Source organism: Brachybacterium paraconglomeratum, assembly GCF_003994255.1.
Lineage (GTDB): Bacteria > Actinomycetota > Actinomycetes > Actinomycetales > Dermabacteraceae > Brachybacterium > Brachybacterium conglomeratum.
Window position 1 is genome coordinate 771662 of the sequence record NZ_ML133851.1, and the last position, 17364, is coordinate 789025.

Here is a 17364-nt window from a genome sequence, read left to right on the forward strand (position 1 = left end):
TTGAGCGTGCGACCTGGCCCGCCTACGGTGGTCGACGCGTCGGCCGCACAGGAGCGGCAGATGTACTGCAAGTTCTTGCAGGTCGGGTGCTCCGCACCGCCTGCCTCTCCCGTCGGCCCCGGTCGACGCTGTTGCCCGGACAGAGGAGTCCCCGCATGTCGATCCAGCCCTCCGCCCGCCCGATGAGAACCCGTCTGCTCGCGATCGCCGGAGCACTGGCGATGGGCACGGCGACGATGCTGGGCACCGCCCCGCTCGTGCACGCCGTCGGCCCCGGGCAGCCGGTGCTCACGGGCTCCCTGCAGGACGAGCTGGGCTGCGGCGAGGACTGGGACCCGGCCTGCGAGGCCACCGCCCTTTCCCCCACCGACACGGCCGGGCAGTGGGAGTCGACCTTCGAGGTGCCCGCTGGGCAGTTCGAGGTCAAGGCCGCGATCGGCGGCGGCTGGGACGAGGCCTACGGCCTGGACGGCGGGGAGGACAACATCCCGCTGGCCGTCGCCGCGCCCGCCGAGATCACCTTCCGCTTCGATGCGGAAACCTCGCGGCTGTCCGTCGAGTTGGCCGAGCAGGGCGGGGAGTACACCGAGGCGGACGACGAGCTGGCCGCGGCCCCGTACCGCCATCCCGGCGGCGGGCAGACCTTCTACTTCGTGCTCACCGACCGCTTCGAGAACGGCGATCCGAGCAATGACACCGGCGGCCTCGAGGGAGACCGCCTCGACCACGGCTTCGACCCCACCGACAAGGGCTTCTACCAGGGCGGGGACATCGCCGGGCTCCACTCGCAGCTCGACTACATCGAGGGCCTGGGGATGAGCGCCATCTGGCTGACCCCGTCCTTCACGAACAACCCCGTGCAGGGCGAGGGCGCCGACGCGAGCGCCGGCTACCACGGCTACTGGATCACCGACTTCACCACCATCGACCCGCATCTGGGTACCAACGAGGAGCTCAAGGCGCTGATCGAGGACGCGCACTCGCGCGGGATCAAGGTGTACTTCGACATCATCACCAACCACACCGCGGACCTCATCGACTACGAGGAGGGCGAGTACGGCTACGTCGACCAGGCCACCGCCCCCTACCTCGACCAGGACGGGAACCCGGTGGACGTCACGGCGCTCGCCCAGTCCCCGGACTTCCCCGCCTTCGATGCGGAGACCTCGTTCCCCTACACCCCGGTCCGCTCGGAGCAGAACCGAGTGATGGTCCCCGAGGCGCTCAACGACGTGACGATGTACCACAACCGCGGCAACTCGACGTGGGAAGGCGAGTCCGTCACCTTCGGCGACTTCGACGGCCTCGACGACCTGATGACCGAAGACCCGCGCGTGGCCGAGACGATGACGGACATCTACACCACCTGGATGGACTTCGGGATCGACGGATTCCGCATCGACACCGTCAAGCACGTCGACTTCGCCTTCTGGCAGACCTTCACCTCCGCCCTGGTCGACCACCAGGCCGCGACCCCGGCCGGGGACCAGTTCTTCACCTTCGGCGAGGTGTACGACGCCGACGCGACGCTGCTGTCCCCCTACGTGCGGGACACCGAGATGGACTCGGTGCTCGACTTCGCCTACCAGGCCTCCGCGACCAACTGGGCCAAGGGCTACACCGCGCAGGGCATGGCCGGGCTGTTCGCCGCCGACGACCACTACACGACCGCCGACTCCTCCGCCGCGGACCTGCCCACCTTCGTGGGCAATCACGACATGGGCCGCATCGGGAACCTGCTCAGCAGCTCCGACCGGCTCGACGAGCGCGCCGCTTTCGCGCACGAGACCATGCTGCTGACCCGCGGCCAGCCCGTCATCTACTACGGCGACGAGCAGGGCTTCGTGGGCGACGGCAACGACAAGGACGCCCGTCAGTCGATGTTCGCCAGCCAGGTGCCGTCCTACCTCGACGACACCCTGATCGACGGCACCCCGTACGGGAGCGGCGAGCACTTCTCGACCGAGGCGCAGCTGTACCCGCTGATCAGCGAGCTCGCGGCACTGCGCGGCGAGACGCCTGCGCTGTCCACCGGTGCGCAGATCGAGCTGTACGCCGAGGACGGCGCCGGCGTCTACGCGTTCTCCCGCGTGGACCGCGAGGAGAAGCTCGAGCACCTGGTGGCGCTGAACAACGCATCCGAGGAGCGCACCGTCACCCTCACCGCCCTCACCCCGGGGGCGACCTACTCGCCGCTGTACGGCGACCACGCCGCGGTGACCGCCGCGGCCGACGGGACCCTCGAGGTCACCGTCCCCTCGCTCGGCGCCGTGGCACTTGTGGCCGATCAACCCGTCGCCGCCGCAGGAGACGCACAGGAGATCACCCTGGATCTGGCCGACGGAGGGAAGGTCGAGGGCCGTGCCCCGATCTCCGCGACCGTGGCCGCGGACCGCTGGGCCGAGACCTCGTTCAGCTGGCGACTGGCCGGCGAAGTGGCGTGGACCCCGCTCGGCACCGCCGAGGACGACACCCCGCGCATCTTCCACGACGTGGCGGACCTGCCCGTCGGCACCCTGATCGAGTACCGCGCCGTCTCCACCGACGCGAGCGGCGAGCGCGTGGCGGACTCCGCGACCGCGGTGGTGGGCGCGGACCTCTCCGCGACCGGTTCCCAGGACGGGGACACCGGCGAGGTCGATGAGCAGTCCGTGACCCTGCCCGGATCGCACAACGCGGCGATGGGCTGCGCGGGCGACTGGCAGCCCGACTGCACCTCCGCCCAGCTGGACCTGGACGCCGACTCCGGCAAGTACACCGGCACCTTCGACGTGCCCGCCGGCGGCTACGCCTTCAAGGTCGCCATCGGCGGCAGCTGGGACGAGAACTACGGCGCAGGCGGTGTGCCCGGCGGCGGCGACATCACCTACACCCACGACGGCGGGCCGCTCACCTTCTGGTACGACCCGGTCACGCACGTCGTGCAGAACAGCGCCCAGGGCCCCTTCCTCACCCTCCCCGGCTCGATGAACGCCGCGCTCGGCTGCCCCGAGGACTGGATGCCCGGGTGCATGCGCACCTGGATGCAGGACGCCGACGGCGACGGGATCTACACCTTCTCCACCGAGGACCTGCCCCGCGGGTCCTACGAGGTGAAGGTCGCCCATGGGGGATCGTGGGCGGAGAACTACGGCGTGGACGGCGTGCTCGACGGCGCCAACCACACCTTCTCCACCCAGGACGGAGAGATCGTGACCTTCGAGTACGACCCGGCCACCCATCAGCTGACCATCGAGGCCTCCGATCCGCTGACCGCAAGCTCCGGCAAGCAGCTGGCCCACTTCGTCGACACGGACACGATCGCCTGGCCCGCGGACCTCGTGACCGATGCGGAGGCGACGCGCTGGGAGCTGTTCACCGCGCCCGGCGGCGGGATCTCCGCCGACGGCGACGAGGTCACCGGCGGGCAGAGCCTCGGCGAGCTGACCCTGCGGGACGGCGGCCTCGCCGAGGACGAGCTCGTCGGCCGCGCGCACCTGGCCGGCCACCTCGCCCTCGACCTGCCCGAGCTCGAGCGCGGAGTGCTCGAGAAGGCGCTGCGCGGCCAGCTGGTCGTCGCCCAGCACGGACCGGACGGCCTCGAGGTGCTCACCGGGCTGCAGATCCCCGGCGTGCTCGACGCGCTCTACGCCGAGGCCGCCGCGGAGCAGCAGCTCGGCGCGAGCTGGGAGGACGGCGCGCCGAGCCTCGCGCTGTGGGCGCCGACCGCCCGCGCCGTCACCCTGCAGCTGCACGGCCCGGCGGACGAGGCGACCGCCCCGTCGGACCCCGTGCGGACGTACCCGATGCGGCGCGGCGCGGACGGGGCGTGGACGTTCGAGGGCAGGAAGCACTGGACCGGCCAGGCCTATACCTTCGCGGTCGAGGTGTACGTGCCCGCCCTCGACCAGGTCGTCACCAACGTCGTCACCGACCCGTACTCCGTGGGCCTGACCGTGAACTCGACACACTCGGTGCTCGTGGACCTGGACGACCCGCGCTGGGCGCCCGAGGTGTGGACCGACACGCCCGCCCCCGAGGTCGCGCAGTTCGCCGACCAGACCATCTACGAGATGCACCTGCGGGACTTCTCCGCCGGCGACGAGGCGCTGCCCGAGGGGATCCGCGGCTCCTACGCCGCCGTCGGCCACCCGGACTCCGCGGGCTCCGCGCGCCTGGCCGAGCTCGCCGAGGCGGGCATGACCACCGTGCACCTGCTGCCCACCTTCGACATCGCCACCATCGAGGAGGACCGCGCCGCACAGCTGCGCCCGGACATCCCCGCCGACGCCGGCCCCGCCTCCCCCGCGCAGCAGGAGGCCGTCGCGGGCGTCGCGGGCGAGGACGCCTACAACTGGGGCTACGACCCGCTGCACTACATGGCGCCCGAAGGCTCGTACGCAACCGAGGGCCACCAGGTCGGCGGCGAGCGCACCCGCGAGTTCCGCGCCATGGTGGGCGAGCTGCACGGCATGGGCCTGCAGGTCGTGCTCGACCAGGTCTACAACCACACCGCCGCGCACGGACAGTCCGAGCGCTCGGTGCTCGACCGCATCGTCCCCGGCTACTACCAGCGCCTGGACCTCGCCGGCGGCGTCGAGAACTCCACCTGCTGCTCGAACATCGCCACCGAGCACGCGATGGCGCAGAAGCTGATGGTCGACTCGACCGTGACCTGGGCGCGGGACTACGGCGTCGACGGCTTCCGCTTCGACCTCATGGGCCATCACAGCCGCGAGAACATGCTCGCCGTGCGCGAGGCGCTGGACGAGCTGACCCTCGAGTCCGACGGCGTGGACGGCAAGGGCATCTACCTCTACGGCGAGGGCTGGGACTTCGGCGAGGTCGCCGGCAACGCCCGCTTCACCCAGGCCACGCAGGGGCAGCTCGGCGGCACCTCGATCGGCACCTTCAACGACCGGCTGCGCGACGCCGTCCACGGCGGCAGCCCCTTCGACACCGACAAGCGCACCTCCCAGGGCTTCGGCAACGGGCTCGCCACCATGCCCAACGGCCACGCCGAGGTGGGCGAGGCCGAGCAGCTGACCGACCTGCGCCACCGCACCGACCTGATCCGACTCGGGATGGCGGGCAACCTCGCCGACTACGAGCTGCTCGGCTCCACCGGCGAGGTGGTGCGCGGCGACCAGCTGGACTACAACGGCGCGCCGGCCGGGTACGCGACACGGCCCGAGGAGACCGTGAACTACGTCGACGCGCACGACAACGAGGCGCTGTACGACATGAACGTGTGGAAGCTGCCGCAGGACGCCCCCATGGACGTGCGCGTGCGGATGAACACGCTCTCGCTCGCGACCGTGGCGCTGGGACAGTCGCCCTCCTTCTGGGCCGGCGGCACCGACCTGATGCGCTCGAAGTCCCTGGACCGCGACAGCTACGACTCCGGCGACCACTTCAACGCCATCGACTGGACCGAGCAGGACAGCGGGTACGCGAACGGCCTGCCGCCCGAGGGCAAGAACGGCGAGGCCTGGGACCTGATGGTGCCGATGCTGGAGGACCCGGCCAAGAACCCCGCCCCCGAGGACATCGCGAGCAGCAGCGAGGCCACCCTGGACCTGCTGCGCCTGCGCTCCTCCACGCCGCTGTTCACCCTCGGCGATGCGGAGCTGATCCGCCAGAAGGTCACCTTCCCGAACGCTGGCCCCGAGGCGACCCCGGGCCTGCTCGTGATGCGGATCGACGACACCCTCGGCCCCGACGTCGACCCCGCCCTCGACGGCGTGGTCACCGTCTTCAACGCCTCCGACGAGCCGCTCACCGAGCAGATCGAGCACATGGCCGGGCTCGGCTACACGCTCCACGAGGTGCAGGCGGACGGCGCCGACGAGGTCGTCAAGGGCGCGAGCTGGGATGCGGAGACCGGGACCGTCAGCGTGCCTGCGCACACCGTCGCCGTGTTCGTCGCCGAGCAGGGCGCAGGCGAGGACGGCGGCAAGCGCACCGGTCCGCCGGAGCACGCCGGGCAGACGGGGAAGCCCGGGCATGCCGGGGAGCAGGGCCCGCCCGCGCACTCGAACGGGAAGGCGAAGGGGCGCGCTGCGGGCGAGGGGTGAGCGGGAGCGCTCAGCCGTCGCACTCCGAGGGCTCGACGGGGACGCCGGACAGGCGGATCACCGTCTGGCCGGGGACGGAGTACAGCTGGAGGCGCGCTCCGTCGGGTCGGGTCGTGTCGAAGCCGTAGGCGGGGGCGCTGTGGCGGCGGCCCGCGCCGCCGACGGCGTCGAAGCCGTGGGGGGCGAGGACCTCGTCGACGGCCTCGGCGCGCTCGCTCCAGGACGGATCGTCCTCCGGGATGCCGACCGGGGCGACGCTGTCCCCCGGCGACCAGCGGCACACGCCGTCCTCCTCGAGGAACGCCTCCGCTCCCGCCTGTGACCAGGTGACGCCTGGGTCGGACAGCATCGCCTGCTGGAGGGGGCGGAGGCTCTCCTCGTACTGCGAACGGGCGTCCTCGAGCGGGACGGGCTCGGGGGCTCCCGAGCTGCAGGCGGTCATCAGCAGCGCACCTCCTAGTGCGAGAAGGACAGGGCGCGCACTGCGTGCCCAGCCCCGCGATCGTGAGTCGTCCACAGTCTCCCCATCCAGACCCGGAGCCGCACACCCCGCATCTAGGATGACGTGGGTCACAGCATTCCTTCGGAGAGGGTACGCGATGCTCGGAGCCGACACCGATGCACTTCGAGCACAGAGAGACCGGCTCGCCCGGGCCTCGGAAGTCATCTCCGGCCTCGCCGACTCGATCCCGGGCCAGACTCTGCTCGTGGAATGGAGGGGTCCCGATCGCGACACCTTCGACAGGAGAGTTCGCGAGACGAGCGAGCGGCTGCGGGGCATCGCGGGCGACCTCGACGCAGCATCCACGGACCTCGACGGGCACGCCGAGGACCAGGACCGAGCCAGCGACCCCGATCCAGCGTTCACGCACACCTCCATGGACGCGGTACGAGATGCCTTGCGCACAGCGCAGGACTCCGGGCTTCTCGACGAGGCGCTTCGAGAGCTGTTCGGAGCATCAGGAGATTCCACTCCCGGTTCACTCGGAGGGTACGAGGACCCTGCACGCGTGCGCTCACGGCAGATCGCGGTCGACGAAGCATCGCTGGAGGACTTCGACCCGAGGACCGTCGTCCAGGGCGACAGCTTCGGTGACTGCTGGTTCCTCGCGACACTGGCAGCAGTTGCAGATCAGAATCCCGAGCTGATCTCGGAGAACATCCGGCTCGTCGAGGGCGCGACGCCCTCCGAGGACTACTGGGTGGTCACCTTGTACGACAACGGCCGGCCGGTCGAGCACATCGTCACCCAGGACGAACTCGTTCGGGATGGCGTGCGCGAACGCGTGGACCATCCCGACGGAACGTACAGCGAGCAGATCTCGTGGATGAGCATCTACGAAAGAGCTGCCGTCGAGCATGTCGGGGGCGACTACGGCGATCTGGAGGCGAATTTCGCCGGGAACGGATTCGACATGATCACCGGCGACGACGGAGACCTGCACCTCTCGGGAGGCTTCGACGACATCAGACGGGATCTCGATGACGGGCATTCCATCGTGACCAGCACCCCGCCGGGATGGCTGCTGGGCGGGGCCCCCGACGACGATGTGGTCGACGGGCACGTATACGTCGTCGAAGGGTTCTCGACGAATGAGCAGGGCGAGGAAGTGATCGTCCTGGTGAATCCGTGGGGCAAGCCCGATGGCTCGCGTCCGCCGGTCATCGAGCTCACTCAGGAGGAATACCTCGCGAACTTCGTCTCCCGCAACAATCTCCAGCACGACTGAGCACGCCCGCGCGTCGCGACCGTGGCACAGAGCTGCAGGGACGCGCGAACTCGTCGAGATGCTCATCGAGGCTCTTCAGATGGGCCGCACCCACCGCACTCTCGTCATGCATCTGCCGACAAGGTCGAGTTCACTCGGCCGCGAGCGAGGAGCGCAGCGGTGCACGCAGCGCACGGGCCGACGGGATCGCCAGCGCCAGGGCGAGCACGACGAACGTCCCTGCTCCGGAGACGGCCATCTCCGCCCACGGGAGCACGAGACGCACCGGCAGCGCTGCCGCGGCGGCGGCACGGACGACGAGCCCGGTCGAGAGGCCCGTGGCGAGCAGCGTGAGGAGGAGGACCGCACCGGTGAGCAGCCACGCCTCCAGGGCCGCCGACCCCAGCACCTGGCGCGGGGTCATCCCCGCGATCCGCAGCTGGGCGACCTCCCGGCGACGGTCCCCGGCGTCCAGCGCGACGACGCAGGCACCGCCGACAGCGCTGAGCAGCCCGATGATCCCGCAGATGATGTAGGTGTCGACGAGGTTGTACTCCTCCGTCGAGCCGGCCGCGCGAGCGATCGCCTCGCTCGTGCGCGCCATCCCGATGATCGCCCCGAGCAGCCCTGTTCCGCAGGCGAGGGCCACGACGGCGCCGCCGCTCGAGCGCGCCCGCGCCGAGGCGCCGTCCCGCGCTAGACGCCGGAGCGCACCAGGGACCGGGACCATCGCGCCGAGCACGGAGACCGCAGCGGGCACGATCACCGACGCTCCGATCCCCGCGGCCACGAGCACCAGGACGAGGAGGCCGAGACCCGCGGTGAGCGCCTCTCCCTCCCTCATGTCCGGAGGATCACGGAGGAGGATCACGGCGACACCGAGGACGGCGCCGACGCCGAGGACCACCCCCACGAGGTCCCGCCTCCGGCGCTCCCCCGCCGGCGCCGGATCGCGCCGCACGGCGCGCACCGCCGGGACGCGGGCGCCCCGGAGCGCCGCGGGCAGTCCGGAGAGCAGTGCTGCCGTCGGCGGGACCAGGGTCGCTGCGAGCAGGGCCGTGGGAGCCGGCCGCACGCGCAGGCCGCGCAGCTCAGGAAGGATCGCCGCATTCAGGAGCTCGGCGAGAGATCCTCCGAGGAGTGCGGTCGCCGCCGTGCCGAGCAGCGCGCCGAGGAGAACTGCCAGCAGCAGCCTGCCCATCACGATCGCGCTCAGCAGCGGGGCGGCGGCACCTGCCAGGCGCCAGCGCGCCAGGTCGCGGGTCGTGCCCCTGATCGCCGAGGTGAACACCACGGCCAGCACGATCACGGCGACCGGCACCGTCATCACCGCGATCCCGGTCCCCACGCTCGAAACGTAGCTCGGGGTCAGTCCTTCCCGTCGCAGCACCTCGCGGATCGCTGGATTCGTGGCACCGGTGCCGAGCGCCTGGACGGCGCAGACACCGATCATCACCGACACGAGCGCGGAGACGAGCGCCGGCGCCCACCATGCCGCGCGTTCCGCCAGGAGCGCGCGCATCGCCGTGCCGGTCATCGGCCCTCCTCCGCCATGTGCACCGCGAGGTCCAGGGCCGTGGAGCGTCCGTGCTCGGACTGCACGCGTCCGTCGCGCAGGGCCACGATCCGATCGGCGCGGGCTGCGGCCTCCGGGTCATGGGTCACGAGCACCACTGCGGCGCCGGCGTCCGCCCGGGCCCTCAGCTCCTCGAGCACCACCGCGGAGGATGCGCGGTCGAGCGCCCCCGTCGGCTCGTCGGCGAACACGACGGACGGGCGACCGGCCAGGACTCTCGCGAGCGCGACGCGCTGCTGCTGGCCACCGGAGAGCCGAGCCGCAGGGGTCGAGGCGTGTTCCGAGAGCCCGAGTGCACCGAGCGCCTCGTCGGCGGCTGCGAGCGCATCTCGACGACGATCGAGCAGCCCCGGCAGCGCGGCGTTCCGCCGCGCATCGAGGTACGGCACGAGCTGGTAGTCCTGGAACACGAAGCCGATCTCCCGCCGATACAGCCGCGACATCCGTCCGGCACGACACCGCGCGGGGTCCACGCCGAGGAGCTCCACCGCACCCCGTGCTGCGCTCTCGAGACCGGCGAGGCAGCACAGCAGCGTCGACTTCCCCGAGCCGCTGGGGCCGATGATCGCCGTGAAGCTGCCCGGACGGATCTCCAGGTGCACGTCCGCGAGCACGGTGCGGGCGGTCGGCCCCGAGCCGTAGGTCTTGCCGAGCGCGCGAGCGGTGACGACGGGTTCGGACGTCCCGAGGCGGGGCGGGAAGGAGGGGTCAGGGGTCATGTCCCCACTCCATCGCCCCACCGCGAGCTTCGGCAGGGGCCCTCGCCCCACACCGGGGTGGGCAGATGCCCACCCCGTCGACCCCGCCCCCGCCGTAGTGTCGAGCACGTGCCCCGTCCCGATCCCTCCCCGCTGACGCGTCCGCTGCGTCTGCTGCGCACCCGTGCGCCGTGGACGGCGCTGCTCTATCTCGTGCTCGAGGCGATCGCGGGCGCGATCTCCATCGCCGTGTGGCTGACGATCCTGCTCATCCCGGTATGGCTGCTGACCTGGCCGCGCCTCGAACGCCGCCTCCTCCCCCTTGCCGGGCGGGACGCCCCCGAGCCGCCAGGCCGCTGGGAGCTGCGCTGGCAGGACGTCGTGCTCGTGCTGCTCACGGCGGTGATGGCGGCGGCCGGGTTCTTCGCGGGCATCCTCCTCGTCGTCGTGCTCGGGATGCTCTTCGCGACGCCCTTCGTGGTCCTCTCCGGACGGGAGGTGACCGGATGGAACGCCGATCAGGTGCTCCCGTCGCTCCCCGCCGCCGTCCTCGCGCCGCTGCTCGGACTGGTCCTTCTCGCGCTCGTGCTCTGGGGAGCCGCGGCGCTCGCCCACGGATGGTCCGGGATCAGCCATGCACTTCTGCGGGACGACGAACGACGGCTCGCGCGGCAGGTCGATGCGCTCGGCGACCAGGCTGTCCTGCGCGACGACGTGATCGCCCTGGAGCGCCGGGCGCTGGAGCGGGATCTGCACGACGGCGCGCAGATGCATCTCGGCGCCGCGGGGATGCGTCTGGCGATGCTGCAGCTGGACGCGGAGCAGCTGCCCTCCGGGGACGCGCGAGAGAGGATCCTCTCCGGCCTCGACGCCGTGCGGGAGCAGATCGACCACGGCGTGACCTCGGTCCGCGAGGCCACGGCCGGCCTCGTGCCCACGACGCTCCGCGACGGAGGACTCGAGGCCGCGCTGGGAGAACTCGCCGACGCCCTCCCGCTGTACGTCGAGGTCGACTGCCGGATGCCGCGCCTCGCCCCCGAGGTGGAGCACGGGATCCTCCTCATCGCGCGCGAGGCGCTCACGAACGTCGTGCGCCACTCGGAAGCGGAGCAGGTGCGGATCGAGTGCACGATCCCCGACGACGCCGACGGGCTCCTGCTCGAGATCGTCGACGACGGCCGCGGCGGTGCCGCCCCCACCGGAACAGGGCTCGTGAGCATGCATGCGCGCGCCCGACGGCTCGGGGGCTCCCTCACGCTCGAGAGCCCCGCGGGCGCGGGGACGACGGTACGGGTCCGGGTGCCGGTGGACTCGCGGAGGGCTGCCTGATGAGGATCCTCCTCGCCGAGGACGCCGCCCTGCTGCGCGACGGGCTCGTCGCGCTTCTCGAACGCGCCGGGCACGAGGTCGTCACCGCGGTCCCGACGGCGACCGAGCTGCTCGCGGAGGCGAGGACGCTCCTGCCCGCCGATGCCGTCGACCTCGTGCTGACCGACGTGCGCATGCCGCCCGGGAACGCGGACGACGGGCTCCGCGCCGCGCTCAGGATCCGTCAGGACCACCCGTCCGTCCCGCTCGTCGTGCTCTCCCAGTACGTCGAGCAGCGCTACGCGAGCACTCTGCTCGGGCTGACGGGCGGCGAGGCCCGCCCGGCAGGCGGGGCAGGGCTCGGCTATCTCCTCAAGGACCGGGTCTCCCGCGTCCACGACTTCCTCGACGCCCTCGAGGTGGTGCGCGGCGGGGGGATCGTGGTGGATCCGCAGGTGGTCAGCGCTCTCATGCGTCAGGAGTCGACGGCACTGGACCGGCTCAGCGGGCGGGAGCGAGAGGTGCTCGAGCTCGTCTCCCGTGGGGAGACCAACGATCAGATCTCCGCCCGGCTGCATCTGTCACGGGGCGCCGTCGTGAAGCACATCAGCGCGGTCTTCGACAAGCTGGGACTGATGGAGAGCGAGGGGAACAGACGCGTTCTCGCGGTGATCGAGTTCCTGCGAGGGCAGCGACCTCCGGGATGAGGGCCTTGAGGCCGATCTCGCGTCGTCGGGATTCGTTGCCACCCCTCCCCCGCCGGGGTACCGTCGTCGCACCTGTGGCACGAACGACGACGAGGTGGATCGTGAGCGAGGCAGGATGACCGTCACCGACTGGTCGCCGACGGATTCCGTCTACCAGGCGCAGCTGCGGCGAGCGCACGAGGAGCTGCGCGCGCAGAGCGTCCCCGACGAGACGCCGTGGCCGGTGCGCGCCCCGGTGCTGGACTCCTGGCGGCGCTCTCTGGCCGCACTGCCCGACGGGGCGGGCACCGCACGCGCCGTGCTCGAGGGGGACGAGCTCGCCCGGGCGCGCCGCGCGCACCCCTTCTCCGCCATGCTGCCGCTGCTGCGCTCACGCCTGATCGAGCCGGCCGTCGACGCGGGGCTCGTGGTCGCGCTCGGCGACGCCGAGGGCCGGTTGCTCTGGGTCGAGGGGCGCTCCTCCGTGACCTCCCGGGCCGATGCGATGGGGTTCGCCGCCGGCGCCGACTGGTCCGAGGGCGCGATGGGCACCTCCGCCCCGGCGCTCGCGCTCACCACCGGGTCCGGCATCCAGGTGGTGGGGGCCGAGCACTTCCAGGAGGCGGTGCACCCCTGGAGCTGCAGCGCGGTGCCCGTGCTCGATCCCCGCACCGGCCGCACCGTCGGGGTCCTCGACGTGACCGGCAGCGCGGATGCCGTCGCCCCGCTCGTGCTGCCGCTGCTCGCGGCGACCTCCCGCGCCGTCCAGGAGGAGCTGCGCCGGCAGGGGCCCACCGCCTCGCCCCCGGCGAGCGCGGCCGTCGACCTGCTGCTCACCGGACGACGCACCCCGCTGCTGCGCTGCGGCGAGCAGGAGGTGGCGCTCGGCGGCCGGCACGCCGAGCTGCTCACCCTCCTCCATCTCGCCGGCGACGGCGTGCGCGGGGCGGAGCTCGCCGAGCAGCTGCACGGCACCGCCTCCGCCGAGGGGACCGTGCGCGCCGAGGTGGTGCGGCTGCGTCGGGTCCTCGCCGAGGCGAGCACGCTCGAGATCGCCTCACGCCCCTACCGTCTGCTGGGCGAGGTCGACTCCGACCTGCGCCGCACCCGCTCCGCCCTCGACCGCGGCGACCTCGACGCCGCCCTCGCCGCCTCCCCCGGCGAGCTGCTGCCGGGCTCCGAGGCGCCCGCCATCCGACGACTGCGCGACCGAACCGGGGGTCACCTGCGCGAGCTCGTGCTCGAGCGCGGCACCGCAGCCCAGCTGTGGGCCTACGCCCAGCGTCCCGAGGCGGCGGAGGATCTCGACGTGCTGATGGCGATCCTGCAGGTCGCCGCGCCGGATGCGCCCGAACGGTCCGCGGCGTCGGCCCGGGCGCAGGAGCTGCGGGGCGAGAAGGGCTGAGCCTCGCAACCTTCGTGCAACGTGACGCGGGTTACATTCAGTGGTACCGACCGTCCGCGATCGCACCGAAGGGAACGCCATGACTGTCTACGCACACCCCGGCACGGAGGGCTCGAAGGTCACCTTCAAGCCCCGCTACGAGAACTTTATCGGAGGGCAGTGGGTGCCGCCTGTGAAGGGCGAGTACTTCGAGAACCCCACCCCCGTCACAGGCCAGGTCTTCACCGAGGTCGCCCGCTCCACCGCCGAGGACGTCGAGCTCGCCCTCGACGCCGCCCACGCCGCCGCCCCCGCCTGGGGGAAGACGTCGGTCGCCGAGCGCGCGGTGATCCTGAACAGGATCGCCGACCGCATCGAGGAGAACCTCGAGATGCTCGCCGTCGCCGAGACCTGGGACAACGGCAAGGCGATCCGCGAGTGCCTGAACGCTGACCTGCCGCTGGCGGTGGACCACTTCCGCTACTTCGCCGGCGCGATCCGCGCCCAGGAGGGCGCGCTCTCCCAGATCGACGACGACACCGTCGCGTACCACTTCCACGAGCCGCTGGGCGTGGTCGGGCAGATCATCCCCTGGAACTTCCCGCTGCTGATGGCGGTGTGGAAGCTCGCCCCCGCCCTCGCCGCCGGCAACGCCATCGTGCTCAAGCCCGCCGAGCAGACCCCCGCCTCGATCCTGGTGCTCGCCGAGCTGATCGGCGACCTGCTGCCCGAGGGCGTGCTGAACATCATCAACGGCTTCGGTGTCGAGGCCGGCAAGCCGCTCGCCTCGAACAAGCGGATCGCGAAGATCGCCTTCACCGGTGAGACCACCACGGGCCGGCTCATCATGCAGTACGCGAGCCAGAACCTCATCCCGGTCACGCTGGAGCTCGGCGGCAAGAGCCCGAACATCTTCTTCGAGGACGTCGCCTCGCAGGACGACGCCTACTACGACAAGGCGCTCGAGGGCTTCGCGATGTTCTCCCTGAACCAGGGCGAGGTGTGCACCTGCCCTTCGCGCGCCCTGGTGCAGGAGAGCATCTTCGACTCCTTCGTCGCCGACGGGCTGAAGCGCGTCGAGGCCACGAAGCAGGGCGACCCGCTGGACACCGACACCATGATCGGCGCACAGGCCAGCAACGACCAGCTCGAGAAGATCCTCTCCTACATCGACATCGGCAAGCAGGAGGGCGCCGAGCTGCTCACGGGCGGCGAGCGCGCCGACCTCGGCGGCGACCTCTCCGGCGGCTACTACGTCACCCCCACCGTGTTCCGCGGCGACAACTCTATGCGAATCTTCCAGGAGGAGATCTTCGGGCCGGTGCTGGCGCTGACCTCGTTCAGCGACTACGACCAGGCGATCTCGATCGCGAACGACACCCTGTACGGGCTGGGCTCAGGCGTGTGGAGCCGCCAGCAGAACATCATCTACCGCGCCGGGCGCGCCATCCAGGCCGGACGCGTATGGGTGAACAACTACCACTCCTACCCGGCGCACTCCGCGTTCGGCGGCTACAAGTCCTCCGGCATCGGCCGCGAGAACCACCTGATGATGCTCGACCACTACCAGCAGACCAAGAACCTCCTGGTCTCCTACTCGGAGAACAAGCTCGGCTTCTTCTGAGCCGACCCTCCCCGAAGCATCCATCGCACCACCGCAGCGGCCTCTCGACGATCTGTCGACGGCCCGCCCTCACGCCCTGCCCGAGAACGGGCCGACCAAGGAGCACGAGATGAACACCACCATGACCGCCGCCGTCGTCCACGAGTTCGGGAGCGACCTCGCCGTCGAGGAGTACACCCTCCCCGAGCCCGGACCGGGCCAGGCCCTCGTCAAGCTGATCACCTCCGGCGTGTGCCACACCGACCTCCACGCCGCCGAGGGCGACTGGCCCGTCAAGCCGTCCCCGCCCTTCGTCCCCGGCCATGAGGGCGTGGGCACCGTCGTGAAGGTCGGCGAGGGCGTCACCGACGTGCAGGTCGGCGACCTGATCGGCAACGCCTGGCTGTGGAGCGCCTGCGGCGACTGCCAGTACTGCCGCACCGGCTGGGAGACCCTCTGCGAGGAGCAGCAGAACGGCGGCTACAGCACCGACGGCTCCTTCGGGCAGTTCATGCTGGTGGAGACCAAGTTCGCCGCCCGCATCCCCGAGGGCGCCGATCCCTACGAGATCGCTCCCGTGCTGTGCGCCGGGGTGACGGTGTACAAGGGTCTCAAGCGCACCGAGGTGCGGCCCGGCCAGTGGGTCGTGATCTCCGGGATCGGCGGGCTCGGCCACATCGCGGTGCAGTACGCGGTCGCGATGGGGATGCGCGTGATCGCGGTGGACATCGCCCAGGAGAAGCTCGACCTCGCCACCAAGCACGGCGCGGAGATCGTGGTGGACGCGAGCCAGGTCGACCCGGTCGAGGCGATCCAGGAGCAGGTCGGCGGCAGCCACGGCGTGCTCGTCACGGCCGTGCACCCCAAGGCGTTCGGGCAGGCGATCGGCATGACCCGCCGCGGCGGGACGATCGTGTTCAACGGCCTGCCCCCCGGGGACTTCCCCGCCCCGATCTTCGACATCGTGCTGAAGGGCCTGACGATCCGCGGCTCGATCGTCGGTACCCGCCAGGACCTCGCCGAGGCGATCGAGTTCTACGCGGCCGGGAAGATCCACCCCACCTATTCCCGCCGCTCACTGGAGGACATCAACCAGATCTTCGGCGAGATGAGAGAGGGGAAGATCGACGGCCGCGTGGTCATCGAGTACTGAGCAGGACATCGAGAGACCGGGCCCGGGCGGGGGCGGAGCAGCAGCTCCTCCCCCGCCCGGGCCCGGTCCGCGTCTACCCTGGGAGTGGGAGCGACCCTCGCTCCGGCGCGACGAGGCGCCGACCGAGAGGAGAGGACCATGCCGCACCTGCTCGACGTCCCCGGGACGATCCGCTGGATCCGACGCGACGGCATCGAGAACATCCTCGCGGGGATGGTGAGATACCTGGAGTCCGACCTGCTGCGCTGGGAGGAGTTCGAGAAGGTCCCGCGACTGGCCAGCCACAGCCTGCACGGGGTGATCGAGCTGATGCCGACCAGCGACGGATCGCTGTACTCCTTCAAGTACGTCAACGGCCACCCGCACAACCCCGCCCGCGGGCTGCAGACCGTGACGGGCTTCGGCGTGCTCGCCGACGTCGACAACGGCTACCCGATCCTCCTCTCCGAGATGACGCTGCTGACCGCGCTGCGCACCGCAGCGACGTCGGCGCTCGCCGCGCGCGAGCTCGCCCTGCCCGGCGCCCGCGTCCACGCCCTGATCGGGGCGGGCTCGCAGGCCGAGTTCCAGGCGCTCGCGATGCGGACCGTGCTCGGGATCGACCGTCTGCGCGTCCTGGACCTCGACGAGGCGGCGGTGGAGAAGGTGCGGCGCAATCTCGTCCCGCTCGGCTTCGAGATCCACGCCGCGAGCTCGATCGAGGACGTGCTCGAGGGCGCCGACGTGGTCACCACCTGCACGGCGGACAAGGCCCGGGCCGCGGTGCTGCACAGCGAGCAGGTGCGTCCCGGCATGCACCTCAACGCCATCGGCGGCGACTGCCCGGGCAAGACCGAGCTGGACCCGACGATCCTCGAGGAGGCGCGGGTGGTCGTCGAGTACGAGCCGCAGACCCGGATCGAGGGCGAGATCCAGCAGCTGTCCGCCGACGTCGAGGTCACCGAGCTGTGGCGGATCCTCGCCGGGGACGCCTCGGGCCGCACCTCCGACGCCGAGGTGACGGTGCTGGACTCCGTCGGCTTCGCGCTCGGGGACTTCTCGGCGCTGCGCTGCGCGCTGGACGCGACCGAGGGCACGGACCTGCTGGGATGGGTGGACCTCGTCGCCGACCCCGACGACCCGAAGGACCTCTTCTCCCTCGTGACATGACGACGGCCGGCGCCCTCAGCAGGGCGCCGGCCGTCGGCACGG

The 17364-nt window shown here is 71.4% G+C and carries 11 protein-coding genes; 8 read left to right on the forward strand and 3 right to left on the reverse strand.

Annotated elements, in window-relative coordinates:
- Positions 1 to 155: 155 nt before the first annotated feature.
- Positions 156 to 6056: a pullulanase-type alpha-1,6-glucosidase gene (gene pulA, locus DS079_RS03490; RefSeq protein WP_126984832.1), complete on the forward strand. Its 5901-nt coding sequence runs from the start codon at positions 156 to 158 to the stop codon at positions 6054 to 6056.
- 10 nt (positions 6057 to 6066) lie between these two features.
- Here pulA and DS079_RS17015 read toward each other — a convergent pair whose 3' ends face one another.
- Positions 6067 to 6498, reverse strand: a complete 432-nt coding sequence (locus DS079_RS17015; RefSeq protein ID WP_164736081.1) for a hypothetical protein — start codon at positions 6496 to 6498, stop codon at positions 6067 to 6069.
- A gap of 157 nt (positions 6499 to 6655) precedes the next feature.
- Here DS079_RS17015 and DS079_RS03500 point away from each other — a divergent pair, with 157 nt between their 5' ends.
- Complete coding sequence (locus tag DS079_RS03500) at positions 6656 to 7786, forward strand: C2 family cysteine protease (RefSeq protein WP_164736082.1); 1131 nt, start codon at positions 6656 to 6658, stop codon at positions 7784 to 7786.
- A gap of 130 nt (positions 7787 to 7916) precedes the next feature.
- Here the strand turns inward: DS079_RS03500 and DS079_RS03505 are convergent, their stop codons facing one another.
- Positions 7917 to 9302: an FtsX-like permease family protein gene (locus tag DS079_RS03505; protein WP_126984838.1), complete on the reverse strand. Its 1386-nt coding sequence runs from the start codon at positions 9300 to 9302 to the stop codon at positions 7917 to 7919.
- The gene (locus DS079_RS03510; RefSeq protein WP_126984840.1) at positions 9299 to 10060 is read right to left on the reverse strand and encodes an ABC transporter ATP-binding protein; all 762 of its coding nucleotides are present in this window, start codon (positions 10058 to 10060) and stop codon (positions 9299 to 9301) included. Before DS079_RS03510 ends, DS079_RS03505 begins: the two co-directional genes overlap by 4 nt.
- Positions 10061 to 10168: 108 nt before the next feature.
- Between DS079_RS03510 and DS079_RS03515 the strand changes: the two genes are divergently transcribed.
- The 6 genes from DS079_RS03515 (at position 10169) to DS079_RS03540 (ending at position 17322) form a co-directional block, all read left to right on the forward strand.
- Positions 10169 to 11368, forward strand: a complete 1200-nt coding sequence (locus DS079_RS03515) for a sensor histidine kinase (protein WP_126984842.1) — start codon at positions 10169 to 10171, stop codon at positions 11366 to 11368.
- On the forward strand, positions 11368 to 12054 hold the full coding sequence (locus DS079_RS03520; RefSeq protein ID WP_206516126.1) for a response regulator transcription factor: 687 nt from the start codon (positions 11368 to 11370) through the stop codon (positions 12052 to 12054). The genes DS079_RS03515 and DS079_RS03520 overlap by 1 nt, the downstream gene beginning before the upstream one ends.
- 115 nt (positions 12055 to 12169) lie before the next feature.
- On the forward strand, positions 12170 to 13438 hold the full coding sequence (locus tag DS079_RS03525) for a sigma-54-dependent transcriptional regulator family protein (RefSeq protein WP_126984844.1): 1269 nt from the start codon (positions 12170 to 12172) through the stop codon (positions 13436 to 13438).
- A 79-nt stretch (positions 13439 to 13517) separates the two neighbouring features.
- A complete protein-coding gene (gene exaC / locus DS079_RS03530) occupies positions 13518 to 15041 on the forward strand; it encodes an acetaldehyde dehydrogenase ExaC (RefSeq protein ID WP_126984846.1) in 1524 nt (507 codons plus the stop codon).
- Positions 15042 to 15150: 109 nt separating this feature from the next.
- Positions 15151 to 16173 (forward strand): alcohol dehydrogenase AdhP, encoded by a 1023-nt coding sequence (gene adhP / locus DS079_RS03535; protein ID WP_126984848.1) that lies wholly within the window; start codon positions 15151 to 15153, stop codon positions 16171 to 16173.
- 138 nt (positions 16174 to 16311) lie between these two features.
- The gene (locus DS079_RS03540; protein ID WP_126984850.1) at positions 16312 to 17322 is read left to right on the forward strand and encodes an ornithine cyclodeaminase; all 1011 of its coding nucleotides are present in this window, start codon (positions 16312 to 16314) and stop codon (positions 17320 to 17322) included.
- Positions 17323 to 17364: the final 42 nt, after the last annotated feature.

Bases quoted from the DNA above. Each gene is read 5' to 3' on its own strand.
- pulA (WP_126984832.1), top strand. From the start codon at position 156: ATGTCGATCCAGCCCTCCGCCCGCCCGATGAGAACCCGTCTGCTCGCG.
- DS079_RS17015 (WP_164736081.1), bottom strand. From the start codon at position 6,498: ATGACCGCCTGCAGCTCGGGAGCCCCCGAGCCCGTCCCGCTCGAGGAC.
- DS079_RS03500 (WP_164736082.1), top strand. From the start codon at position 6,656: ATGCTCGGAGCCGACACCGATGCACTTCGAGCACAGAGAGACCGGCTC.
- DS079_RS03505 (WP_126984838.1), bottom strand. From the start codon at position 9,302: ATGACCGGCACGGCGATGCGCGCGCTCCTGGCGGAACGCGCGGCATGG.
- DS079_RS03510 (WP_126984840.1), bottom strand. From the start codon at position 10,060: ATGACCCCTGACCCCTCCTTCCCGCCCCGCCTCGGGACGTCCGAACCC.
- DS079_RS03520 (WP_206516126.1), top strand. From the start codon at position 11,368: ATGAGGATCCTCCTCGCCGAGGACGCCGCCCTGCTGCGCGACGGGCTC.
- DS079_RS03525 (WP_126984844.1), top strand. From the start codon at position 12,170: ATGACCGTCACCGACTGGTCGCCGACGGATTCCGTCTACCAGGCGCAG.
- exaC (WP_126984846.1), top strand. From the start codon at position 13,518: ATGACTGTCTACGCACACCCCGGCACGGAGGGCTCGAAGGTCACCTTC.
- adhP (WP_126984848.1), top strand. From the start codon at position 15,151: ATGAACACCACCATGACCGCCGCCGTCGTCCACGAGTTCGGGAGCGAC.
- DS079_RS03540 (WP_126984850.1), top strand. From the start codon at position 16,312: ATGCCGCACCTGCTCGACGTCCCCGGGACGATCCGCTGGATCCGACGC.